This window comes from Curtobacterium sp. SP.BCp (assembly GCF_051903255.1).
Lineage (GTDB): Bacteria > Actinomycetota > Actinomycetes > Actinomycetales > Microbacteriaceae > Curtobacterium.
Genome location: NZ_CP194338.1, coordinates 1881013 through 1903220, shown reverse-complemented (window position 1 = coordinate 1903220; position 22208 = coordinate 1881013). Strand labels below are relative to the sequence as shown.

Here is a 22208-nt window from a genome sequence, read left to right as displayed (position 1 = left end):
CGCCTCCCCTTGCACCACGGAACCGACGTGGAACCAGGCCCCACGCCTGGTTCCACGTCGGTTCCGTGGTTCGTCGCCGTCAGGCGGCGGGTGCGGTGCCGACCCAGTCGGCGAGCTTGCGGGCCGCGGCGCCCGAGTCGATCGCCTCGGCCGCGACGGCGAGTTGCTCGCGGAAGCGCTGGAGGATCGCACGGTCGGCCTGCGCCGGGTCCTCCGCGAGCCGGAAGGACACGAGTCCCGCCGCCGCGTTGAGCAGCACGATGTCGCGGACCGGTCCGGTCTCCCCTGCGAGGACACGGTGCACCACCGCCGCGTTGTGCTCCGGGTCGCCGCCGAGCAGGTCCTCGGTCCGGGCGCGGGCGATGCCGAGGTCGCGCGGGTCGAGGTCGTGCTCGATGATCCGGCCGCCGGTGACCTCCCAGATGTGGCTGTGCCCGGTGGTGGTGAGCTCGTCGAGTCCGTCGTCGCCGCGGAACACGAGCGCCGTCGCGCCGCGGGTCTGGAACACGCCCGTGATGATCGGGACGAGTTCGAGCTGCGCCACGCCCACCGCGTTGGCCTCGCAGCGTGCCGGGTTGACGAGCGGCCCGAGGAAGTTGAAGACGGTCGGCACGCCGATCTCACGGCGGACCGGACCGGCGTGCGCGAACCCGGGGTGGAAGGCGCTCGCGAAGGCGAAGGTGAGCCCGACACGCTGGAAGGTGTCCGCAACACGCGCGGCGTCCATCGTGAGGTCGAGTCCGAGCGCGGCGAGCACGTCGCTCGACCCCGACTTCGAGGAGCTCGCGCGGTTGCCGTGCTTGACCACGGGCACGCCGGCCGCGGCGATCACGATCGCGGCCATCGTGGAGACGTTGACCGTCCCGACGACGTCCCCGCCGGTCCCGACGATGTCGAGCGCCATCGGGTCGACGTCCAGCGGGACAGCGGCGTCGAGGATCGCGTCACGGAAGCCGACCACCTCGTCCACGGTCTCGCCCTTGGCACGGAGTGCCACGGCGAACGCCGCGATCTGGGCGGACGTCGCACGTCCCTGCACGATCTCCTCCATGGCCCATGTGGACTGCCTGATCGACAGGTCCTGGCGCGCCATGAGCGCGCTGATCACCGAGGGCCACGTGAGTTGGTCGTGCATGGTCCGATCGTAGTGAATTCGAGCGACCCACCAGTTGGCTGCGAAAACACTGTCGGTGGTTTCGGCCATAATGGAGTCTGTGACTAGCACCCCTCTCTCCAGATCTGCCACCGCACCGGTCCTCAACAGGCCGAACGCCGTGGCCGTGGGGACGATCGTGTGGCTGGGCAGCGAGGTCATGTTCTTCGCCGGCCTGTTCGCGATCTACTTCACGCTCCGCAGCACCTCGCCCGAGCTCTGGGCCACCGAGACCGCCAAGCTCGAGGTGCCGTTCGCGTCGGTGAACACGATCATCCTGGTGCTGTCGAGCTTCGCCTGCCAGTTCGCGGTCTTCGCCGCCGAGCGCTTCCAGGTGCACCGCACGAGCTGGAACCCGCGCCACTGGGGCATGACCGAGTGGTTCTTCGTCACGTACTGCATGGGCGCGATCTTCGTCTGCGGTCAGATCTTCGAGTACGCCAACCTCTGGCACGAGGGCGTCACGCTCTCCTCCAGCGCCTACGGCTCGGCCTTCTACATGACGACCGGCTTCCACGGCCTCCACGTCACGGGTGGCCTCATCGCGTTCCTGCTGACCCTCGGTCGCGGGTTCGCCGCCAAGAACTTCGGTCACAAGGAAGCGACCACCGCGATCGTCGTGTCGTACTACTGGCACTTCGTCGACGTCGTCTGGATCGGCCTCTTCGCCGTCATCTACCTTCTCAAGTAGGAACTGGATAGCCCCCACAGCATGTTCAACAGAACCAAGTCCAAGAAGGGCCGCCGGTCTCCCCTGGCGACCGTCTCGCTCATCGTCGTCGGCCTGATGACGACCGGCGGTGCGTACGCGCTGTTCAGCTCCACGGCGAACGCTGACGACAGCACGAGCACCGTCTCGGCCGCGTCCACCCAGTCGAAGGTCAACGAGGGCGAGAAGCTCTTCGCCTCGAACTGTGCCACCTGCCACGGTCTGAACGCCCAGGGCACCGGCGAGGGTCCGTCCCTCATCGGTGTCGGTGCTGCCTCCGTCGACTTCCAGGTCGGCACCGGCCGCATGCCGATGGCCGCCTCCGGCCCCCAGGCCGAGGAGAAGCCGGCGCAGTTCACCGACGAGCAGGTCGATGCGCTCGCGCAGTACGTCGCGTCCCTCGCCCCCGGCCCCGCCGTCCCGTCGAGCGACCTCACGGACGGCAAGGGCGACGCCGCCGAGGGTGCCGAGCTCTTCCGCATCAACTGCGCCATGTGCCACAACGTGGCCGGTGCCGGCGGTGCGCTGACCGAGGGCAAGTACGCCCCGAACCTCCAGGACGTCTCCGGCAAGCACATCTACGAGGCCATGCTCACCGGCCCGCAGAACATGCCGGTCTTCAACGACCTGAACCTGACCCCGCAGCAGAAGGCCGACGTCATCTCGTACCTCAAGTACGTGCAGGACAACAAGTCGCCCGGCGGTTTCGCGCTCGGCTCCATCGGGCCGGTGGCAGAGGGTCTGTTCATCTGGATCTTCGGACTCGGCGCCGTCGTCGCGATGACGGTCTGGCTGACCGCGAAGTCCAACTGATCGTCCGTGTCGAACGACACTGAAGGGAACACCATGGCAGAGCACGACGACGAGGCACTGAACTCGTCCTCGGCTGTCGAGAAGCACGGCACGACACACGGCACCACCGCCTCGGCCGGCACCGCGGTCGTGCCCGCGGACCCGTTCGAGAACCCGGGCGAGCCGCCGCACCGCGCGCGTCGCACCGACGTCGACCCGAAGAAGCAGCGGCTGGCCGAGCGCCAGGTCGCGACGTTCTTCTACCTCTCGATCGTGGGCAGTGTCCTCGCGATCGCGGCGTACGTCGCCTTCCCGATCAAGGAAGACGACTTCAGCACGGTCCGGCTGGCCAACCTCTGGCTCGGTCTGTCGATCACCCTCGCGCTCCTCGCACTCGGCCTCGGTGCCGTGTACTGGTCGAAGTCCCTCGTGGTCGACCGCGAGATCACCGAGATGCGCCACAGCACCCGCGGTACCGACGCGACCCGTGCCAAGGCGGTCGAGGCATTCCAGCTCGCCGACAAGGAGTCCGGGTTCAGCCGTCGCAAGCTGATCCGCAACTCGATGATCGGCGCGCTGGCCGCGTTCCCGCTCCCGGGCATCGTCCTCGTGCGTGACCTCGCGCCCGCGGCCGACCCCAACGAACTCCTCCGCCACACCATGTGGGCGAAGGGCACGCGCCTGACGAAGGACCCCACGGGTCTCCCGATCAAGGCGTCCGACGTGACCATCGGTTCGGTGTTCCACGTCATCCCGGACGGCATGCTCGACAAGGAGGACATGCTGGAGGAGAAGGCCAAGGCCGCCGTCCTCCTCATGCGCCTCGACCCCAACGACCTCAACCCCGCCAAGGGCCAGGAGAACTGGGGCTACGACGGCATCGTCGCGTACTCGAAGATCTGCACCCACGTCGGATGCCCGGTCGCCCTGTACGAACAGCAGACGCACCACCTGCTCTGCCCGTGCCACCAGTCGACCTTCGACGTCGCGAACAACTGCGAGGTCATCTTCGGACCGGCTGCACGTCCCCTCCCCCAACTTCCGATCGCGATCGACGACGACGGCTACCTGGTGGCGCAGAGCGACTTCCACGAGCCCGTCGGACCGTCCTTCTGGGAGCGTGAGCGCTGATGAGCACAACCACCCGTCCCGCGACGACGTCGGCCACCAAGCCGGCGCCGGAGCGCGGTTCCCGCATCATCGGGGCCGCTGCCAACTACATCGACGAGCGCACGAGCATCTCGGGCCTGGTGAAGGAGGTCGGTCGCAAGATCTTCCCCGACCACTGGAGCTTCATGCTCGGCGAGGTCGCGCTGTACAGCTTCGTCGTCATCCTGCTCTCGGGGACGTTCCTGACGTTCTTCTTCCAGGCATCGATGGCCGAGGTCGTGTACCACGGCGCGTACGTCCCGCTGAAGGGCGTCGAGATGTCGACCGCGCTGCAGTCGACGCTGAACATCTCGTTCGACATCCGCGGTGGTCTGTTCGTCCGACAGATCCACCACTGGGCTGCCCTGCTGTTCATCGCCTCGGTGATGCTGCACATGGCCCGCGTCTTCTTCACCGGCGCGTTCCGCAAGCCGCGTGAGCTCAACTGGGTCTTCGGCTTCGTCCTCTGGGTGCTCGCCATGGCCGAGGGCTTCACCGGCTACTCGCTCCCCGACGACCTGCTCTCCGGCAACGGTCTCCGCATCATCGTCGGCATGATCGAGGGCGTCCCGGTGATCGGCGTCTGGATCGCCTACCTGCTGTTCGGTGGCGAGTTCCCCGGCACCGACATCGTTGGTCGTCTGTACACGCTGCACATCCTGCTGCTCCCCGCGATCCTCGTCGCGGTGCTCGGTGTCCACCTCGTGCTCGTCGTCATCAACAAGCACACGCAGTTCGCCGGCCCGGGCAAGACCAACGACAACGTCGTGGGCGTCCCGATCCTCCCGGCGTTCGCCGCGAAGGCCGGTGGGTTCTTCTTCATCGTCGCGGGCATCCTCGCCCTCATCGCGTCGCTGTTCACGATCAACCCGATCTGGAACTACGGCCCGTACGACCCGTCCCCGGTGTCCGCCGGTACCCAGCCCGACTGGTACATCGGGTTCGCCGACGGTGCGCTCCGTCTGGTGCCGCCGCACTGGGAGGTCGTCTGGTTCGGCTACACGGTGTCGTTCAACATCCTCGTGCCGATCGCCGTGCTCATGGCGCTCATCGTGGCGATGTTCATCTACCCGTTCGTCGAGGCGTGGGTCACGGGCGACAAGCGCGAGCACCACATCCTCGACCGTCCGCGCAACGCCCCGACCCGCACGGGTCTCGGTGCGGCCGGCATCACGCTCTACGCGAGCCTCTGGGCCGCTGCGTCGTCGGACATCATCGCGACCCACTTCCTGGTGTCGATCGACCACGTGATCCACGTGATCCAGGCCATGACGGTCCTCGGCCCGTTCGTCGCCTTCTGGATCACGAAGCGCGTGTGCCTCGCCCTCCAGAAGAAGGACCGCGAGATCGTCCTCCACGGGTACGAGTCCGGACGCATCGTCCGTCTCCCCCACGGCGAGTACATCGAGGTGCACGAGCCCCTCGACGAGTACGAGCGCTGGCGCCTGCTGCAGTTCAACGAGTACAAGCCGCTCATGGTCCGCCCGGACGCCCGGGGTCGCATCACGGGGCTGCAGAAGGCCCGCGCGAGCGTGTCGCGGTTCTTCTTCGAGGACCGCATCGCCCCGGTGTCGAAGGCCGAGCTCGAGGCTGCGCACGCCGCGCACCACGGCCCGGAGCTGACCGAGGGCGAGCACCCCGCTGCTGCCGTCGGTGCCGGGAACCACTAGCAGGAGCAAGAACACTCCTCGGCAAGAACGAACGAGCCCCTCGTCCACTTCGTGGTCGGGGGGCTCGTTCGTTCCTCTGGATTCGAAAACACCGTCTCGGGTTCACCGACGGTTCAGAATGGTGTGGCAGCGTGTTGCACCACGCACCCGTCAACGGAACGAGAAACCGATGGACAGCCGGACGGCCGAACACCCCAGGCCGAACCACTTCCTCCTCCACCTCAGTGACACACACCTCGTCGGCGGTGACGGCCCGCTCTACGGGGATGTCGACCCCGCCGCACGGCTGGCCGAGATCATCGCCGACATCGAAGCCTCGGGTGCTCAGCCCGAGGCGATCGTCGTGACCGGCGACGTCGCGGACAAGGGCGAGCCCGGTGCCTACGCCCGCGTGCGCGAACTCCTCGAGCCCGCCGCCGCCCGCATCGGCGCGCAGCTCATCTGGGCGATGGGCAACCACGACGAGCGCGGCGCCTTCCGCCAGGAACTCTTCGGCATCCAGCCGACCGACCGTCCCGTCGACTTCGTCTACGACGTCAACGGTCTGCGCGTCATCACCCTCGACACGAGCGTGCCCGGACACCACCACGGCGAGGTCTCCCCCGAGCAGCTCGACTGGCTCGCCGAGGTCCTCTCCGAGGCCGCACCGCACGGCACCATCCTCGCCATGCACCACCCGCCCGTCCCGAGCGTCCAAGACCTGGCCGTGCTCGTGGAACTCCGCGACCAGGCGTCACTCGCCGAGGTCGTCGAGGGCAGCGACGTGATCGGCATCATCGCCGGGCACCTGCACTACTCCACCAGTGCGGTATTCGCGGGGATCCCCGTCTCGGTGGCGAGCGCGACCTGCTACACGCAGGACCTCATGGAGTACCAGGCCGGCACCCGGGGTCGCGACGGCGCACAGTCGTTCAACCTCGTCCACGTGTACGGCCGGAACGTCGTGCACTCGGTCGTGCCGATCGGGCACTACTCGACCGTCGGCGAGCCGGTGTCCGCGGTCGAGACGGAGGCCCGACTCGCCGCCGCGGGTGTCCGCATCGCTCCTGCGGTCGAGCCGGCACCGGTGACGTCGAGCATCCCCGTCTTCACGCTCGACTCGGTGCCGCTCTCCCCCGTCCACCCGTAGACCCACGGAACGCGCGCGTTCCGACGTCCCGCGTGTCGATCGACACGTGCGGCGTCGGGACGGGCGCGTTTCGTGAGGCAGGCCCGGAGCGCGACGCCCGGGAGCGCGACGCCCGGAGCGCACGTGGCCGGCTCTCGGCGCCGGGCTCGCAGGCTCGCCCGGAGCGCGTGGCTGGTTTTCGGCGCCGGGCTCGCAGGCTCCCCCGGAGCGCGTGGCTGGTTTTCGGCGCCGGGCTCGCAGGCTCCCCCGGAGCGCACCGGCAGGACGCTGGCGCGTCCTAAGCGCCGGCGCGCTCCCACGGCGCCGGGAACGGGAAGTACTTCTCGAGGAAGTCCGTGACGCGCTCGGTCCGCTCCTCGTCGCTGACCTCCGGGAAGCTCCCGTCGTTGAGGCAGAAGAAGTCGACGTTCCGCTTCTTGAGCAGGTCGTCCAGCATCTTCAACCCGGACTGCATCGTCGTGTCGACGTAGCGCACCGACGCGTTCTCCTGGATGATCGCCCGCCCCGTGAGCAGCGCGTAGTAGTGGTACAACGAGTTCGTCACGGAGATGTTGTCCGCCGCACGGAACCGCGACGCCGCAGTGGCCCGGAACTCGTCCGCGAACTCGTGCTCCATCTCGGTCATGATCGACGACCGGAGCGGGGTCGGCGCGTGCTCGAGGTGCCGGGTCGTCACCGCGCCGAACCGTTGCTGCAGCAGGCGTCGGTTGACCCGGGCGGAGTTCTCGAACCCGCTCCGAGCAGGGTTGTTGGAGCCGAGGCCGATGCGGGTGTCCGCGACGATGAACTTCGTCACGGAGCCTGGGCTGAAGAACACCGACGGGTCCGCGAGGCGCCCGAAGAACATGTCGTCGTTCGAGTAGATGAAGTGCTCGCTGATGCCGGGGATGTGGTGCAGCTGCGACTCGACGGCCTGGGAGTTGTGCGTGGGCAGCACCGACGGGTCGGCGAAGAACTCCTCGCTGCGGACGATCCGGACCTTCGGGTGGTCGGCGAGCCACTTCGGCGCCGGCGAGTCCGTCGCGATGTAGATCTGCCGGATCCACGGCGCGAACGTGTGCACCGATCGGAGCGCGTACTTCAGCTCGTCGATCTGCCGGAACCGGGCGGGAGCGTCGTCGCCCTCCCCCAGGACCGCGTTCGCCTGTGCGGCCTGCCGTGCGCGCTGGTACTCGACCGCGTTCCCGTCGACCCACGAGAACACGATGTCGATCGGGAAGCGGATGTCCGACACGTGGTCGTCGAACATGTGCTCGACGGTGCGCCACGTGCGGCCGTACCGGTCGATGTCGACGAGCACGAACTCCTCGATCGGCAGGCTGCGACGCATCAGGGCGTTCTCGACGGGGGCGAGGACCTCGGTGTCGGTGACGCGCCAGAACTCGAGCTGCACGCTCGTCTCGGCGCCGTAGCGCAGCCGCCCGATCGGCTCGACCCGCGGGCGGAACAGGCGCAGGACGGGTTCGTCCGGTGCCCCGAGGCCGTCGTCGAGGACGAGCACGGCGGGTCGCTTCGGCGGCTTCGCGTAGAACGGCTCGTTCGCGGCGGCCGCCATGACCGCGCTCTCGGCACGCTGCCGGTCGCGCTCGTCGACGGCGATCACCGGCCGCTGGTCGTTGCCGCGGATGAGCAGGTGGTCGACGTCGCCGGCGGTGAGGGCGTCGTCGAGGAACAGCAGGTCCTCGATCATGGACTGCTGGGGCGTCAGGTGGCCGTTGACGAGCGTCAGACGACCCTTCCGCACGACGACGTCGGGCCGGTCGAGACCGCCGGACGACGGGCGAGGGGTCAGCAGTGGACTCTCGGTCACCGGCTCGGTCTCGTCGCTCATCCATGCCCTTCGGGTCGATCGGTCGGGTCCTGCACCCGACTGACTGATCCTACCGTCCGTGCGGGCGAGGGGTTCGCGCGTCACCCCCGACACCGGCTGGCGTCGAGACCGGCCGGGAGTCACGACGCACGCCCGCCACGTCGCGCACGGCACGCGCGGCGCGGTCGGGTCAGCTCCCGACCGCGTCCGTCTCGCGGGGCACCTTCACGGCGAGCCCGACCACGACGAAGAGCGCCGCGGCGACGATCTGGAGCGCGGCCCACACCTGCCCGGGGATCGTCACGACGACCAGCGGGTTCCAGCACACCGCGACCGCGGCCATGAGGGCCGCTGCCCACCAGGAGCGCCCGCGCACGGCGAACACGAGGATGATCAGGGCGAGGACCGTGACGCCCCACCGGGCGAACACGAACGCCGAGGCGTCGATGATCGCGACGCACGCGAGCAGCACGACGGCGGCGAGCAACGACGGCGCGAGTGCGGGACGGGTGTAGGGCGGCAGCTGGCGGCCTCCCTCAGCGGCGCGCTGCGGTGCTCGCGGCGTCGGCCTCGCGGGCACGCCCTGCTGGGACGACCCGATCGCGGGTCGCCCCCTCCGCGAGGCCATCAGGCGGACGCGCCGTCGAGGTCGATCGCCCGGAACGGACGGGACATCGGCGGGAGGTCCCGGACGCGCTCGAGCGCCGGTTCGAGCTCGTCGAGGTACGCCCGGTAGCCCTCGTCGTTGAGGTGCAGGCCGTCGTCGGAGTAGCGGTCGGCGAGGTGGTCGCCGTCGGCCAGCGCGGGCCAGGCGTCCAGGTACTGCGCGTGGCAGGTCGCGACGAACTGGCGGAGGTGCCGGTTGGCCTCCTCGATCTTGGCGCGGTACTCGGCCTGCCGGGGCAGCACCGACACGAGGAGCAGCCGGACACCGGGCAGCTCGCGGCGCAGGGTGACGAGGATCGTCTCGACGTTGCGGACGACGTGCTCGACGCTCGCGCGGTGGTTGCCGAAGTCGTTCGTGCCGATGAGCAGGACGATGACCTCGGGCTCGGCGGCCACCACTTCGTCGAGCCGCGCGAGCACCCCGTCGGTGGTGTCGCCGCCGACGCCGAGGTTCAGCGTGCGCTCCGACGGCAGCCGGTTCTCCCAGTCCCCTGCCTCGGTGATGCTGTCCCCCAGGAACAGGACGGTGGGTCGGTCCTCGGTCATGCTGCCTCCTCGTGCGACGTGTCAGCACTGCCATTCTGGTGGGTGCGGTTGCGGGAGGTCGAGTCGGTGTTGTGCGACTCCCGCTCGGCTGCGGCGGTGATCCGCTCGACCATGCCGGGGAAGATCACCCCGTGGAACGGCAGGATCGAGTACCAGTACAGGCGTCCGGACAGTCCCTGGGGGAAGTAGATCGCACGTTGTCGGTAGTCGCTGCCGCCGGAGGGCGACGGCGTCACGGTCATCTCCAACCAGGCCCGGCCGGGCGACTTGAACTCGGCGCGGAGTCGGAGGTAGCGCCCTCGGTCGAGGCGTTCGACGCGCCACCAGTCCAGCGCGTCGCCCTGCTCGAGCCGCTGCGGGTCACGTCGACCGCGGCTCAGTCCGACCCCGCCGGCGATCTTGTCCATCCACCCCCGGGCGACCCAGGCGAGCGGGAACGAGTACCAGCCGTTCTCCCCGCCGATCGACTCGACCACGCGCCAGACGTCGGCGGCCGACGCGTCGGTGTGCCGCTCCCGGTCGTCGACGTACACGGTGTGCCCGGCCCAGTCCGGGTCGCTCGGCAGTGGGTCGGCCGGGGTCGCGGCGAGTGTCGCGTTCCGCCAGCTCGTCTCGACCTCGCCGGTGCGCATGCGGGTCAGGGCCAGCCGGACCGCCCGCCGGTAGGGGGTCAGTCCGCCGGAGGGGTGCGGGACGTACTCGTCGATGTCGTGCTCGCGTTGCACGCACTCGAACTGCAGCGACTCGATGATCGGACGCGCGAGCTTCCGCGGGATCGGCGTCACGATGTTGAACCAGTGCGCGGCGAGCCCGGGGGTGAGCACCGGCAGCGAGGCGATCGCGCGCTGTGGCAGCTTGGCCTCCACCGCGTACCCGTTGAGCATCTGGCCGTAGCGGAGCACGTCCGGGCCGCCGATGTCGAACGTGCGGTTGACGTCGGCTGGGATCTCGAGCGCCTTGACGAGGTAGTAGAGGACGTCGCGGATCGCGATCGGCTGGATGTGGTTCCGGACCCACTTCGGCGCGGGCATCCACGGCAGCACGTCGGTCACGTGGCGGATCATCTCGAACGACGTGCTCCCCGAACCGATCACGACGCCCGCCTGGTAGGCGATCGTCGGGACGCCCGAACGGAGCAGGACGTCGCCGACCTCCTTCCGGCTCCGGAGGTGCTTCGACAGCTCACCGTCGGGGTGCAGGCCGCCGAGGTAGACGAAGCGCCGGACCCCGGCCACCCGGGCCTCGTGCGCCATCGTGCCGGCCGCCTGCGTCTCGGCGCGCTCGAAGTCGCCGGCGGCTCCCATCGCGTGTGCGAGGTAGTAGACCGCCTCGATGCCCTCGACGGCGGACCGGACCGCACGGGCGTCCGCGAGGTCACCCTCCACGATCTCGACGTCGTCGTGCCAGGGGACGTCCTGCAGCTTCCGGGGCGTCCGCACGAAGACCCGCACGGTGTGACCGGCTTCGAGGAGTCTGGGGACGAGGCGACCGCCGATGTACCCGGTGGCGCCGGTGACGAGGACGTGCATGTGGGGCACGGTACGCGCGTCGCCTCCGGGTAGGCTTGCCGGGTGGACAACGCAGCCATCCCCACCCCCGGCCACCTCGACGCGGACGCGGTCCGGGCCCTCATCGACCACGCGATCCTGAAGCCCGAGCTCACCCGCTCCGACGTCGACGCCCAGCTCGACGAGGCCGCCGCGTACCGCGTGTTCAGCGTGTGCGTCCGGCCGAGCGACGTCGCGCACGCCGTCGAGCGCCTGACCGGCACCGGGGTCGGCGTCGGCACCGTGATCGGCTTCCCGCACGGCACCACCTCGACCGCCGCCAAGGTCGCCGAGTCGCTGCAGGCCCTCGCCGACGGCGCGTTCGAGCTCGACATGGTGCAGAACATCGGCGCGGCGAGGTCCGGCGACTGGGACCGCGTCGAGCAGGACGTCCGTGCCGTCGTCGACGCCGCGGGCGACACCGTGGTGAAGGTCATCCTCGAGACCGCGTTCCTCACCGACGACGAGATCGTCGCCGCATCGCGCGCCGCACAGCGCGCCGGTGCCGCGTTCGTGAAGACCTCGACCGGCTTCGCCGGCGGTGGCGCGACCGCCGAGCACATCCGCCTCATGCGCGACACCGTCGGTGCCGACACCGGCGTGAAGGCCTCCGGCGGCGTCCGTGGCCTCGACACCCTGCTCGAGATGGTCGACGCGGGCGCTGACCGCATCGGCACGAGCGCCTCGGCACGCATCCTCGACGAACTCGCGCACCGCAGCGAGACCGGCGCTGCGTCGTCGCTCGGCGACGACACCTCGTCCTACTGACCCCACCCCCCGCCGGGGCCGAGCACCTGCGGGACGCCAGCCGGCGGACCGGACGTGCACCGAGCCTCCAGGCCGTCGCACCGGAGCGATCATGACCGACAGCACCACCCAGGCCCACCTCCCAGGGCAGGCCCTCGCCCTCGCCGTCGACCTCGGCGGCACCAAGGTCGAGGCCGCCCTGGTCACCGACCAGGGCGTCGTCCTGCCGGCCACGCGGCACCGCAGCCCGACCGGCCCCGGCCGGACGTCCGACGAGCTGCAGGCCGCGGTCGACGAGGTCGTCACCGCCACGCTCGCGACCCTGCCCGCGGACGCGGTCCTCGTCGGCGTCGGCATCGGTTCGGCCGGCCCCGTCGACGAGGTCCACGGCCTCGTGTCCCCGCTGAACATGCCCGTCTGGCGCGGCTACCCGCTGCGGGACCGCGTCGCGCAGCACGTGCCCGCCGGGGTCCCCGTGACACTCCGCATGGACGGCCTCGCGATCACCCTGGCCGAGCACTGGGTCGGCGCAGCGCAGGGGTCCGAACACGTGATGGGCATGATCGTCTCCACGGGCGTCGGCGGCGGGCTCATCCTGCACGGCCGCACGGTCAGCGGCCCGACCGGCAACGCGGGCCACATCGGACACGTCGAGTGCGGCGGGTTCGACGACCCGTGCGCATGCGGCGGCACGGGCTGCCTGGAGGCCGTCGCGTCCGGTCCGAAGACCGTCGCCTGGGCGCAGCGTCAGGGCTTCGCCGGCACGACGGGCGAGGACCTCGCCGCCGCGTACGCGGCCGGCGACGAGATCGCCGTCGCAGCGGTGCGGCGTAGCGGTCGCGCGCTCGGACAGGCGATCGCCGCGGCAACGAGCCTGGTCGACCTCGAGGTCGTGGCGATCGGCGGCGGCTTCTCCCACGTCACCCCTGATCTCTTCGAGTTCGCGCGGCAGGCCGTGGCGGAGCGCGTCGAGTTCCCGTTCGTGACGAAGGTGCGGATCGTCCCCACCGGGCTCTCGCAGGACGGGCCGCTCATCGGCGCCGCTGCGCTCGTGCACCGGGCGGACGTGCTGCGCTGACCGAGCGTCGCTGACGCGCGCCGTGCCGCGGCGCGGCGCGGCGCGGCTTGCGTCCCCGCGGTGCGCTGACGCGTGTCGGCCGGGAGGCACGGGTCGTCCCCGCCCCGCCCCTCCGGTCGTTCCGTGGCCCTGTCCACAGCCCGGCCCGGTCGGGCAGGTCGGTCCGGCAGGATGTCCGGGTGCCCCGCTCGCGCCTGCTGACGACCGACGACTGGCCGGAGGCCGAACTCCGGGCCGCGGTGCTCGCCGGGGAGCTCGTGCCCGTCGGTCCGTGCTGGGCATCACCGGCCGAACCGCAGGACCCGGCGTTGCGTGCCGCAGCGGCTGCGTGGGCCCTGCCGGACGTCCGCCTCGTCGCCGCCCACCGCACCGCGGCCTGGGTGTGGGGCGGGCTGTCGCGTCCACCGCTCCCCCACGAGTGCGTCGTGCCCTCGCACGTGCGGCTCCGGGTCGATCCCGCGACCGTCCGGGTGCGCGAGGTCGCGCTGCCGCACGAGGACGTCCGGGCCCTCGCGGCGCTCCGGGTGACGACACCACCGCGGACCGCGATCGACCTGCTCCGGGCACCCGGGCCGACCGCCGGCCGCATGCACCCTGCCGACGAGGACGCCGTGCGGGGTCTCGTCGGGGCCGGCGTCGTCGGCACGGACGAGCTGCGGCGAGCCCTCGGTGCGCTCGGTGTCGTGCCGATGGTCCGCCAGGCCGAGCGGCGTCTCACCGCGCTGTTCGGCTCCGAGCCGTCCTGACCGGGCTCGGCCGGGGCTCGCCTCGCTGCGACGCGGCGCGCCTCCCTGTGGACGGCGAGCGTCAGCCGGCGCTGACGCGGTACACGTCGTACACGGCGTCGATGCGCCGCACCGCGTTGAGGACCCGGTCCAGGTGGGTGGTGTCGCCCATCTCGAACACGAACCGGCTCAGCGCCAGTCGGTCGGACGAGGTCGAGACCGTCGCCGACAGGATGTTCACGTGGTGGTCGGTCAGCACACGCGTGACGTCGCTCAGGAGGCCCGAGCGGTCCAGCGCCTCGATCTGGATCTGCACGAGGAACACCGACTTCGACGACGGTGCCCACTCGACCTCGATCATGCGGTCCGGCTCGTTCATGAGGGACTTCACGTTCGAGCACGACGCCTGGTGCACGGAGACACCCTGGCCGCGGGTGATGAACCCGACGATCTGGTCGCCGGGCACCGGGGTGCAGCACTTCGCGAGCTTCACGAGGATGTCCGGCGCACCACGGACGAGGACGCCCGAGTCGCTGTTGCGCAGCTGGCGGCTCGTGATCTGCCGCGGGAACGCCAGCTCCGGCTCGTCCGTCTCGGTCTCGGTCTGGACGCTGCCCAGCACCTTCTCGATGACGGACTGCGTCGAGACGTGCCCCTCCCCGATCGCCGCGTAGAGGGCAGAGACGTCCTCGTAGCGCATCGAGGACGCGACCTCGGCGATGGTGTCCTGGCTGAGGATGCGCTGCAGCGGCAGGTTCTGCTTCCGCATCGCGCGGGCGATGGCGTCACGGCCCTGCTCGATGGCCTCTTCGCGACGCTCCTTGGTGAACCACTGCTTGATCTTGTTCCGAGCGCGCGGGCTCCGGACGAAGGTCAGCCAGTCCTGGCTCGGGCCGGAGTCGGGGTTCTTCGACGTGAAGATCTCGACGACGTCGCCGCTCGACAGGGTGCTCTCGAGCGGGACGAGCCGCCCGTTGACCTTCGCCCCCATCGTGCGGTGGCCGATCTCGGTGTGCACGGCGTACGCGAAGTCGACCGGGGTGGCGCCCGACGGCAGGCCGATGACCTTGCCCTGCGGCGTGAAGACGTAGGTCTCCTTCGCGCCGATCTCGTAGCGCAGCGAGTCGAGGAACTCGCCGGGATCGCTCGTCTCCGCCTGCCAGTCGGTGATGTGGGCGAGCCACGCCATGTCCTGGTCGTTCTGGCTCGACGAGTCGACGTCGCGGCCGGTGACGCGCTGCTTGTACTTCCAGTGGGCAGCGACACCGAACTCGGCGCGCTGGTGCATCTCGTGGGTGCGGATCTGGATCTCGACCGCGCGGCCCTGGGGACCGAGGACGGTGGTGTGCAGCGACTGGTACAGGTTGAACTTCGGCGTCGCGATGTAGTCCTTGAACCGCCCGGGCAGCGGCGTCCACCGAGCGTGCACGGAGCCGAGCATCGCGTAGCAGTCCCGCACGGTCGGGACGAGAACGCGGATCCCGACGAGGTCGTAGATCTCGTCGAACTCGCGCCCACGCACGATCATCTTCTGGTAGATCGAGTAGTACTGCTTCGGTCGGCCCATCACGTCACCGCGGATCTTCGCGGCCTTGAGGTCCTTCTTCAGCGTGCCGATGACGTTCTGCACGAACTGCTCGCGCTTCGGCTGCCGTTCCTTCACGAGGCTGTCGATCTCGACGTAGAGCTTCGGGTGCAGCACCGCGAACGAGAGGTCCTCGAGCTCCAGCTTGATCATCTGGATGCCGAGCCGGTGCGCCAGGGGCGCGTAGATCTCGAGCGTCTCCTTGGCCTTGCGCGTCGCGGAGGCGGACTCCACGAAGCCCCACGTGCGGGCGTTGTGCAGGCGGTCCGCGAGCTTGATGACGAGCACTCGGATGTCCTTCGACATCGCGATGACCATCTTGCGGACGGTTTCGGCCTGTGCGCTGTCGCCGTACTTGACCTTGTCGAGCTTCGTGACGCCGTCGACCAGCATCGCGATCTCGTCACCGAAGTCGGCGCGGAGCTGGTCGAGCTGGTAGTCCGTGTCCTCGACGGTGTCGTGCAGGAGCGCCGCGGCGATCGTGATCGTGCCGATGCCGAGGTCGGCGAGGATCTGCGCGACCGCGACCGGGTGGGTGATGTAGGGCTCGCCGGACTTGCGCTTCTGCCCGTCGTGCGCCTGCTCGGCGACCGAGTACGCCCGTTCGATGAGGGTGACGTCGGCCTTCGGGTGGTGCGACCGCACCGTGCGGATGAGCGTGTCGACCGCTCCGGCTGGCTGCGCACGGGAGAACAGGCGCGGGAGCAGGGAGCGGAGCGAGCCGAGGTTGCCCGTGGTGTTCGGGCCGATCGGACTCGTCGGACGGGCGGGCGAGGCCGGGCGGCTCGCGGCGTCCGACGGCGACGATTCGCGCGTGTCGGTCATGATGCGCCTCCCGAGACCTCGTCCGGTGCGGAGTTCCTCCGCGCTCGATCCGACAAGACTACGCGCGTCCGGTCAGTGCTCGTGACGCGGTTCGCTCTGGGCACCGCGGACGACTGCGGCACCCGACTGCTCCCACGCGGTCATCCCGCCGAGCACGTTCACGGCGGAGACCCCCGATTGTTCGAGGGCAGCGACCACGCGCGCCGAGCGACCGCCGGAGTGGCAGATGACCATCGCGGGGGTGTCGCCGCCGTCGATCTCCTGCCACCGCGACACCAGCTCGGACATCGGGACGAGCGTCGCCTCGGGAGCGTGGACCTCGTCCCACTCCCCCTGCTCGCGGACGTCGAACAGTTTCGCGCCCTCGGCGAGCCGGCGCCGGGCCTCCGCGACGTCGATGTCGGTGATGTCCACGGCCATCAGACGTTCGCCGTCGCGTCGACCTGCTGCTGCCGCTTCGCCGCGGCCTGTTCCTTCTTGGCGTCGGCCTGCTTGATCTTCGGCTCGTTCTCCCGGAGGTGCGCGTACATCGGCGACGCGATGAAGATCGTCGAGTACGTGCCGACGATGATGCCGATGAACAGCGCGAGCGAGATGTCGCGCAGCGTCCCGGCGCCCAGGACGTACGATCCGATGAAGAGGATCGCCGCGACCGGCAGCAGGGCGACCACGGAGGTGTTGATCGAGCGCACGAGGGTCTGGTTCACGGCGAGGTTCACCGACTGCTTGAACGTCCGGACGCTCTCCTGGCTGGTGTTCTCACGCACCTTGTCGAAGACCACGACGGTGTCGTACAGCGAGTACCCGAGGATCGTCAGGAAGCCGATCACGGCCGCCGGGGTGACCTCGAGGCCCACGATGCCGTACACGCCCGCCGTGATGAGGAGGTCGTGCAGCAGCGCCGTCATGGCGGCCACCGACATCTTCCACGTGCGGAAGTACAGCGCCATGACCACGGCCGCGAGGGCGAGGAAGATCACGAGGCCGCGGATGGCCTGCGCGAGGACGTCCGCACCCCAGGTCGCACCGATGAACGTCGCCGCGACCTGACTGTCCGGGACGTCGTACGCCTTCGCGAGGGCGTCCTGCACCTCGGTCGTCTGCCGGTCGGTCAGCTGACCGGTCTGCACGCGGATGCCGTGCTGCCCGAGCTGCGACACGCGCGGCACACCCTCGGGGACGATCGACTCGACGGTGTCGGTCGCGATCGCCTGGTTCGTGGTCTTGACGTCGGAGATGGTGAACTCCGACCCGCCCGTGAACTCGATCCCGAGCTGGTACCCGCCGCGGAGCCACGGGATGCCGAGGGAGAGCACGATCATCACGATCGCGATGAGGTACCACGTGCGACGGCGTCCGACGATGTCGTAGGAGCGCTTGCCCGTGTAGAGGTCGCTGCCGAACTGGCTGAAGCTGGCCATCAGTCGTCCTTCCCGTCCGGCGTCGTGCCGTTGTCGCCCGCGGCTTCGCGGGCCTTCCGCTCGGCGATCGTCTGGCGGCGCTGCGCCTCACCGGCGCTCCGCTGCTGACGCTTGCCGTCCACGACCGGTGCCCGGAACTGCGCGCGTCCCCGGTAGACGGCCCCCAGGGCGCTCGGATCGAGCCCGCTGAACTTGTGGCCCTCGCCGAAGAACCGGCTGCGTGCGATGAGCTGCATCATCGGGTGCGTGAACAGCACCACGACGACGACGTCGATCAGGGTCGTGAGGAGCAGCGTGAACGCGAAGCCCTTCACGTCACTGACGGCGAGGATGTACAGGACCACGGCGGCGAGGAAGTTGATCGAGTCCGACGCGAGGATCGTGCGCAGGGCTCGACGCCATCCGGACTCGACGGCACCCTCGAGACCGCGGCCGTCCCGCAGCTCGTCGCGGATGCGTTCGAAGTACACGATGAACGAGTCCGCGGTGATGCCGATCGCCACGATCAGACCTGCCACACCCGCCAACGACAGGCGGTAGTCGACGCGCCAGGACATGATCGCGATGACGAGGTAGGTCAGGGCTGCTGCGACCCCGAGCGACAGGACCGTCACGAACGCGAGCGCCCGGTACTGGATGACCGAGTAGATGATCACCAGGATGAGGCCGATCAGGCCGGCGACGAGACCGCCGACGAGCTGTGCGGTCCCGAGCGTCGCCGAGATGTTCTCGTTCGACTGGACCTGGAAGTTGATCGGCAGCGCGCCGTACTTGAGCTGGTCCGCGAGGGTCTTCGCGGAGTCGGCCGTGAAGTTGCCGGTGATCTGCGCCTTGCCGTTGGTGATGGCCGCGTTCGACGCCGGAGCGGTGATGACCGTGCCGTCGAGGACGATCGCGAACTGGTTCTGCGGCGCCTGCAGCTTCACGAGCCGGCTGGTGACGTCGCGGAAGTCGTCCGAGCTCTTGCCCGAGAACGTCAGGTTGACGGCCCACTGGCCGGTGGACGCACCCTGCGAGTCGGTGGCGAGACCCGAGGTGGCGTTGCTGATGCCGGAGCCCGAGACCTCGACCGGACCGAGGATGTACTTCGCGGCGCCGTCCTGGTCGCACGTCACGAGCGGTTCGTCGTCGGGAGCGGCGGTGACGTCGTCCGGTGCCTTGCAGTTGTAGTTCGTGTAGAGCGCCTGGAGCGCCGGCGTGACCTGCGAGAGATCGCTGCCGTTCGTCGGCTTCGTGCTCGGCGTGGCCTGCAGCGATGCCGGCGGCGTGTAGGGCGTCGGCGAGGCCGAGGCGCCGTCGCTGCCACCGACGGCGGTGTTCGTGGCGGCCTCGGTGTACAGCACCGGACGGAAGGTCAGCTTCGCCGCTGCTTCGATCCGGTCGATGGTCGCCTGGTCGGGCTTGCCGGGGATCGAGACGACGATGTTGTTCGTCCCCTGCGTGTTGATCTGCGACTCCGACACACCCGTCGCGTTGATGCGCTGGCGGATGATGTTCACGGCCTGGTTGAGCTGCTGGCTCGTGACCGAGCCGCCCTCGGTGTTCTGCGCCGCGAGGGTCAGCTGCGTGCCGCCCTGCAGGTCGAGCGCGAGCTCCGGGACCCAGCTGGCGCCCGCGAACCACTTGTCGGTGTCGTCCTTCGTCGTGCTGGCGAGGATCGATGCAGCGGTGTTGAGTCCTGCGAGGACCGCCATCAGGATCACCAACCAGGTGAGCGAGCGGAGCGCCTTCTTGACGGGTGTCGATCGTGCCACCGGTCGTCTCGTCTTTCTGTCAGGACCGACGACGCGAGCCGACGGCAGGAGTGATGCTGCCGGGCCTCACGACCCGACAGCCAAGAACATCAGTTGTCGTTCTTGCGGTTCGGCTCGTCGGTGCGCTCACCGTAGGCCGGGGCCTGGTCGTCGACGACCGGCTGGCCGTTAAGCTCGGTGACGTGCTTCGGCTCGTCCTCCGGCGTGACGGCGGTGTCGACGTCGTCGGCGGTCGCGTCCACGACGCGGGAGAGCGTCTGGCGGTGCACGGTCACGATCGTGCCCGGGGCGACCTCGACCTCGGCGGTGACCTTCTCGTCATCGACCGAGAGGAGCTTGCCGTAGAGGCCGAAGGACAGCATGACCTGCGCGCCCGGGACCATCTTGGTGGCGAGCTCCGCCTGCTGCTTCTTGCGCTTCCGGCTGTTGTAGAACATGAAGGCCGCGAACGCCACGACGATGACGATGAGGATGACTTCTTGACCCATGATGCGATGCCTTCTCTGGTTGCTCGGTTTCGGGCCGTAGCAGTCTAGGGCACTCCTCGCTGGGCGACGTGTGCGCTCGGGGACTGCTCGGTCGGTGGGGGTTCAGTCGTCGTCGCCGAAGAGTGCGGGACCGGCGCTCGACTGCCCCGGCGTCATGCCGAAGTGCCGCCATGCCTGCGGCGTCGCGATCCGACCGCGGGGGGTGCGGGTGACGAGACCGAGCCGGACGAGGAACGGCTCGACGACCGACTCGATCGTCTCGGATTCTTCGCCGACGGACACCGCGAGCGTGTTCAACCCCACGGGCCCGCCGTCGAACCGGGTCAGCATCGTCTCGACCACGGCCCGGTCGAGTCGGTCGAGGCCGAGTTCGTCGACGTCGTACAGCTCGAGGGCGCCCTGCACCGCGGCCATGCCGTCGCGGGGACGGTGGACCAGCGTGAAGTCGCGGACGCGTCGGAGCAAGCGGTTCGCGATGCGCGGGGTGCCCCGGGAGCGCCCAGCGATCTCGCGCAGGGCGGAGCGGTCGATGTCGAGCTCCAGCAGGTGCGCCGCGCGGATGAGCACCTGCTCCAGCTCGTCCTTCTCGTAGAACTCGAGGTGTGCGGTGAAGCCGAAGCGGTCCCGCAGCGGGTTCGGCAACAGGCCGGCCCGGGTCGTCGCGCCGACCAGCGTGAACGGTGCGAGGTCGAGCGGGATGCTCGTCGCGCCGGCTCCCTTGCCGACCATGACGTCGATCCGGAAGTCCTCCATCGCGAGGTAGAGCATCTCTTCCGCCGACCGTGCCATGCGGTGGATCTCGTCGATGAACAGGACTTCACCCGGCACCAGTGACGAGAGCACGGCTGCGAGGTCGCCGGCGTGCTGGATCGCCGGACCGCTCGACATCCGCAGTGGCCGGCCGGACTCGTGCGCGACGATCATCGCGAGGGTGGTCTTGCCGAGTCCGGGCGGCCCCGCCATCAGGATGTGGTCGGGTGTGCGCTCCTGCATCGCCGCCGCCTTGAGCAGCAGGTCGAGCTGACCGCGGACCTTGCGCTGTCCCACGAACTCGTCGAGGGAACGGGGGCGGAGGGCGCCTTCGAAGGCGAGTTCCTCCTGCGACTCCGCCCCGGCGGCCGTGATGCCGCTCATCGGCCCGCTCCGGCCGGTCGGAGGGCCCCGAGGGCGGCGCGGAGGAGCGCCTGGGTGCCGAACGTCGCGGCGGCCGGGTCCTCGGTGACGACGGCGTCGACCGCAGCGCGCGCCGCGTCCTCACGCCAACCGAGGCCGACGAGGGCGACGACGACGTCCTCCGACGCGGGGTGCGCACCGGACGTCGAACCTGCCGCCGCCGCGGTGGGCTGCTCGAACGCGGCGAGCTTGCCGGCCAGGGCGACGGTGATGAGCTTCGCGGTCTTCGGCCCGATGCCGGACACCTTGCGGAACGCAGCGTCGTCCTCGTTCGCGACGGCGGTGGCGATCTGCCCCGGGTCCAGGTGGGCGAGCACCCCGAGAGCGGACTTCGGCCCCACACCGGACACGCTGCGCAGGAGGTCGAACACGCGGAGTGCGTCGGTCGTCTCGAACCCGAACAGGAGGTGTTCGTCCTCGCGCACGATCATCGCGGTGCGGACGAAGACCTCGGCCCCGTGTCGCATCGTCAGGGCGTGCGCGGGCGTGACGGTGACGGCGTACCCGACTCCCCCGACCTCGATCACCACGCTCGATCCGGCGACGTCGATGCAGGTGCCCCGGAGACTCGCGATCATGCTCCGAGCCTAGGGCCGCCCACCGACGTTGCCCCCGCACCACGCGCGACGCCGCGCGAGCCACCACGCGCCGCGGCGGCCGCCGCGCGGGCCAGGGGCGAGTCGGCACCGGTGCCCTGCTGCGCGTCCCGCCAGGCACGCTGCGCCGGGGTGAGCGACGACGGACCGGACCCGGCCTGGTCTGGTGATCCGAGCCTCCAGGCGTGGCACACCGCGAGGGCGAGCGCGTCCGCAGCGTCCGCGGGCTTCGGCGCCTCGGCGAGGCCGAGCACGGCGGCGACCATCGTCTGCACCTGTCGCTTGTCGGCGTTGCCGTACCCGGTGATCGCCGCCTTGACCTCGGACGGGGTGTGCAGGCCGACCGGCAGGCCGCGCGCCGCCGCCGCGTGCAGTGCCAGGCCCGCCGCCTGCGCGGTGCCCATCACGGTGCGGACGTTCGCCTGCGCGAAGACCCGCTCGACGGCGACCGCTTGCGGACGGTGCTCGTCGATCTCGGCGGCGATGCCGTCCGCGATCCGGAGGAGGCGCTGCTCGAGCGCCATGTCCGCCGGTGTCCGGACGACGGTCACGTGCACGAGCCGGGCACGCCGGTTCGGTGCGACCTCGACCACGCCGACGCCGCACCGGGTGAGCCCGGGGTCGACCCCGAGCACCCGGAGCACG

21 protein-coding genes are annotated in these 22208 nt (G+C 70.0%); 8 read left to right on the top strand and 13 right to left on the bottom strand.

Annotated elements, in window-relative coordinates; translation table 11 throughout:
• Positions 1-79: 79 nt before the first annotated feature.
• Positions 80-1135, bottom strand: coding sequence for an anthranilate phosphoribosyltransferase (trpD, locus tag ACRQ4C_RS09180; RefSeq protein ID WP_439688462.1), 1056 nt, complete (start codon positions 1133-1135; stop codon positions 80-82).
• A gap of 70 nt (positions 1136-1205) precedes the next feature.
• Between trpD and ctaE the strand changes: the two genes are divergently transcribed.
• From ctaE to ACRQ4C_RS09155, 5 genes are all read left to right on the top strand, one after another.
• Entirely contained in the window at positions 1206-1844 is a 639-nt protein-coding gene (gene ctaE, locus ACRQ4C_RS09175) for an aa3-type cytochrome oxidase subunit III (protein WP_058724425.1), read from the top strand.
• 21 nt (positions 1845-1865) lie between these two features.
• Positions 1866-2675, top strand: a complete 810-nt coding sequence (gene qcrC, locus ACRQ4C_RS09170) for a cytochrome bc1 complex diheme cytochrome c subunit (RefSeq protein WP_290131734.1) — start codon at positions 1866-1868, stop codon at positions 2673-2675.
• Between the two features lie 33 nt (positions 2676-2708).
• The gene (qcrA, locus tag ACRQ4C_RS09165; protein WP_290131735.1) at positions 2709-3785 is read left to right on the top strand and encodes a cytochrome bc1 complex Rieske iron-sulfur subunit; all 1077 of its coding nucleotides are present in this window, start codon (positions 2709-2711) and stop codon (positions 3783-3785) included.
• Entirely contained in the window at positions 3785-5473 is a 1689-nt protein-coding gene (gene qcrB, locus ACRQ4C_RS09160) for a cytochrome bc1 complex cytochrome b subunit (protein ID WP_290131736.1), read from the top strand. The genes qcrA and qcrB overlap by 1 nt, the downstream gene beginning before the upstream one ends.
• Positions 5474-5642: 169 nt before the next feature.
• The gene (locus tag ACRQ4C_RS09155) at positions 5643-6602 is read left to right on the top strand and encodes a phosphodiesterase (RefSeq protein WP_439688461.1); all 960 of its coding nucleotides are present in this window, start codon (positions 5643-5645) and stop codon (positions 6600-6602) included.
• Between the two features lie 277 nt (positions 6603-6879).
• Here ACRQ4C_RS09155 and ACRQ4C_RS09150 read toward each other — a convergent pair whose 3' ends face one another.
• The 4 genes from ACRQ4C_RS09150 to ACRQ4C_RS09135 all read right to left on the bottom strand — a co-directional run bounded on the left by ACRQ4C_RS09150 (position 6880) and on the right by ACRQ4C_RS09135 (position 11153).
• Entirely contained in the window at positions 6880-8433 is a 1554-nt protein-coding gene (locus tag ACRQ4C_RS09150) for a stealth conserved region 3 domain-containing protein (RefSeq protein WP_439688460.1), read from the bottom strand.
• A 169-nt stretch (positions 8434-8602) separates the two neighbouring features.
• A complete protein-coding gene (locus ACRQ4C_RS09145; RefSeq protein WP_439688459.1) occupies positions 8603-8992 on the bottom strand; it encodes a DUF6804 family protein in 390 nt (129 codons plus the stop codon).
• A 47-nt stretch (positions 8993-9039) separates the two neighbouring features.
• Entirely contained in the window at positions 9040-9624 is a 585-nt protein-coding gene (locus tag ACRQ4C_RS09140; RefSeq protein WP_290131740.1) for a GDSL-type esterase/lipase family protein, read from the bottom strand.
• Positions 9621-11153 (bottom strand): SDR family oxidoreductase, encoded by a 1533-nt coding sequence (locus ACRQ4C_RS09135; RefSeq protein WP_439688458.1) that lies wholly within the window; start codon positions 11151-11153, stop codon positions 9621-9623. The genes ACRQ4C_RS09140 and ACRQ4C_RS09135 overlap by 4 nt, the downstream gene beginning before the upstream one ends.
• Positions 11154-11195: 42 nt before the next feature.
• Between ACRQ4C_RS09135 and deoC the strand changes: the two genes are divergently transcribed.
• From deoC to ACRQ4C_RS09120, 3 genes are all read left to right on the top strand, one after another.
• Complete coding sequence (gene deoC, locus ACRQ4C_RS09130) at positions 11196-11939, top strand: deoxyribose-phosphate aldolase (protein WP_439688457.1); 744 nt, start codon at positions 11196-11198, stop codon at positions 11937-11939.
• A 91-nt stretch (positions 11940-12030) separates the two neighbouring features.
• Entirely contained in the window at positions 12031-12996 is a 966-nt protein-coding gene (locus ACRQ4C_RS09125; RefSeq protein ID WP_439688456.1) for an ROK family protein, read from the top strand.
• A 179-nt stretch (positions 12997-13175) separates the two neighbouring features.
• Entirely contained in the window at positions 13176-13742 is a 567-nt protein-coding gene (locus ACRQ4C_RS09120; protein ID WP_439688455.1) for a type IV toxin-antitoxin system AbiEi family antitoxin, read from the top strand.
• A gap of 61 nt (positions 13743-13803) precedes the next feature.
• Here ACRQ4C_RS09120 and ACRQ4C_RS09115 read toward each other — a convergent pair whose 3' ends face one another.
• The 8 genes from ACRQ4C_RS09115 to ruvC form a co-directional block, all read right to left on the bottom strand.
• Entirely contained in the window at positions 13804-16131 is a 2328-nt protein-coding gene (locus ACRQ4C_RS09115; protein WP_290131745.1) for a RelA/SpoT family protein, read from the bottom strand.
• A 72-nt stretch (positions 16132-16203) separates the two neighbouring features.
• The gene (locus ACRQ4C_RS09110; RefSeq protein ID WP_290131746.1) at positions 16204-16551 is read right to left on the bottom strand and encodes a rhodanese-like domain-containing protein; all 348 of its coding nucleotides are present in this window, start codon (positions 16549-16551) and stop codon (positions 16204-16206) included.
• Positions 16551-17552: a protein translocase subunit SecF gene (gene secF, locus ACRQ4C_RS09105; RefSeq protein WP_290131747.1), complete on the bottom strand. Its 1002-nt coding sequence runs from the start codon at positions 17550-17552 to the stop codon at positions 16551-16553. The genes ACRQ4C_RS09110 and secF overlap by 1 nt, the downstream gene beginning before the upstream one ends.
• Positions 17552-19306 (bottom strand): protein translocase subunit SecD, encoded by a 1755-nt coding sequence (gene secD / locus ACRQ4C_RS09100; RefSeq protein ID WP_290131748.1) that lies wholly within the window; start codon positions 19304-19306, stop codon positions 17552-17554. Before secD ends, secF begins: the two co-directional genes overlap by 1 nt.
• Positions 19307-19395: 89 nt before the next feature.
• Entirely contained in the window at positions 19396-19794 is a 399-nt protein-coding gene (locus tag ACRQ4C_RS09095) for a preprotein translocase subunit YajC (protein ID WP_290131749.1), read from the bottom strand.
• Positions 19795-19896: 102 nt separating this feature from the next.
• Positions 19897-20928, bottom strand: a complete 1032-nt coding sequence (ruvB, locus tag ACRQ4C_RS09090) for a Holliday junction branch migration DNA helicase RuvB (protein WP_290131750.1) — start codon at positions 20926-20928, stop codon at positions 19897-19899.
• Positions 20925-21545: a Holliday junction branch migration protein RuvA gene (gene ruvA / locus ACRQ4C_RS09085; RefSeq protein ID WP_439688454.1), complete on the bottom strand. Its 621-nt coding sequence runs from the start codon at positions 21543-21545 to the stop codon at positions 20925-20927. Before ruvA ends, ruvB begins: the two co-directional genes overlap by 4 nt.
• Positions 21542-22207, bottom strand: a complete 666-nt coding sequence (gene ruvC, locus ACRQ4C_RS09080; protein WP_290131752.1) for a crossover junction endodeoxyribonuclease RuvC — start codon at positions 22205-22207, stop codon at positions 21542-21544. The genes ruvA and ruvC overlap by 4 nt, the downstream gene beginning before the upstream one ends.
• Between the last annotated feature and the right edge of the window lies 1 nt (position 22208).

Coding starts and splice junctions, on each gene's coding strand:
- ACRQ4C_RS09150 (WP_439688460.1), bottom strand. CDS start 8,433: ATGAGCGACGAGACCGAGCCGGTGACCGAGAGTCCACTGCTGACCCCT.
- qcrB (WP_290131736.1), top strand. CDS start 3,785: ATGAGCACAACCACCCGTCCCGCGACGACGTCGGCCACCAAGCCGGCG.
- ruvB (WP_290131750.1), bottom strand. CDS start 20,928: ATGAGCGGCATCACGGCCGCCGGGGCGGAGTCGCAGGAGGAACTCGCC.
- ACRQ4C_RS09155 (WP_439688461.1), top strand. CDS start 5,643: ATGGACAGCCGGACGGCCGAACACCCCAGGCCGAACCACTTCCTCCTC.
- secF (WP_290131747.1), bottom strand. CDS start 17,552: ATGGCCAGCTTCAGCCAGTTCGGCAGCGACCTCTACACGGGCAAGCGC.
- ACRQ4C_RS09115 (WP_290131745.1), bottom strand. CDS start 16,131: ATGACCGACACGCGCGAATCGTCGCCGTCGGACGCCGCGAGCCGCCCG.
- qcrC (WP_290131734.1), top strand. CDS start 1,866: ATGTTCAACAGAACCAAGTCCAAGAAGGGCCGCCGGTCTCCCCTGGCG.
- ACRQ4C_RS09110 (WP_290131746.1), bottom strand. CDS start 16,551: ATGGCCGTGGACATCACCGACATCGACGTCGCGGAGGCCCGGCGCCGG.
- ACRQ4C_RS09095 (WP_290131749.1), bottom strand. CDS start 19,794: ATGGGTCAAGAAGTCATCCTCATCGTCATCGTCGTGGCGTTCGCGGCC.
- qcrA (WP_290131735.1), top strand. CDS start 2,709: ATGGCAGAGCACGACGACGAGGCACTGAACTCGTCCTCGGCTGTCGAG.
- ctaE (WP_058724425.1), top strand. CDS start 1,206: ATGGAGTCTGTGACTAGCACCCCTCTCTCCAGATCTGCCACCGCACCG.
- trpD (WP_439688462.1), bottom strand. CDS start 1,135: ATGCACGACCAACTCACGTGGCCCTCGGTGATCAGCGCGCTCATGGCG.
- ACRQ4C_RS09125 (WP_439688456.1), top strand. CDS start 12,031: ATGACCGACAGCACCACCCAGGCCCACCTCCCAGGGCAGGCCCTCGCC.
- ruvA (WP_439688454.1), bottom strand. CDS start 21,545: ATGATCGCGAGTCTCCGGGGCACCTGCATCGACGTCGCCGGATCGAGC.
- ACRQ4C_RS09135 (WP_439688458.1), bottom strand. CDS start 11,153: ATGCACGTCCTCGTCACCGGCGCCACCGGGTACATCGGCGGTCGCCTC.
- ACRQ4C_RS09140 (WP_290131740.1), bottom strand. CDS start 9,624: ATGACCGAGGACCGACCCACCGTCCTGTTCCTGGGGGACAGCATCACC.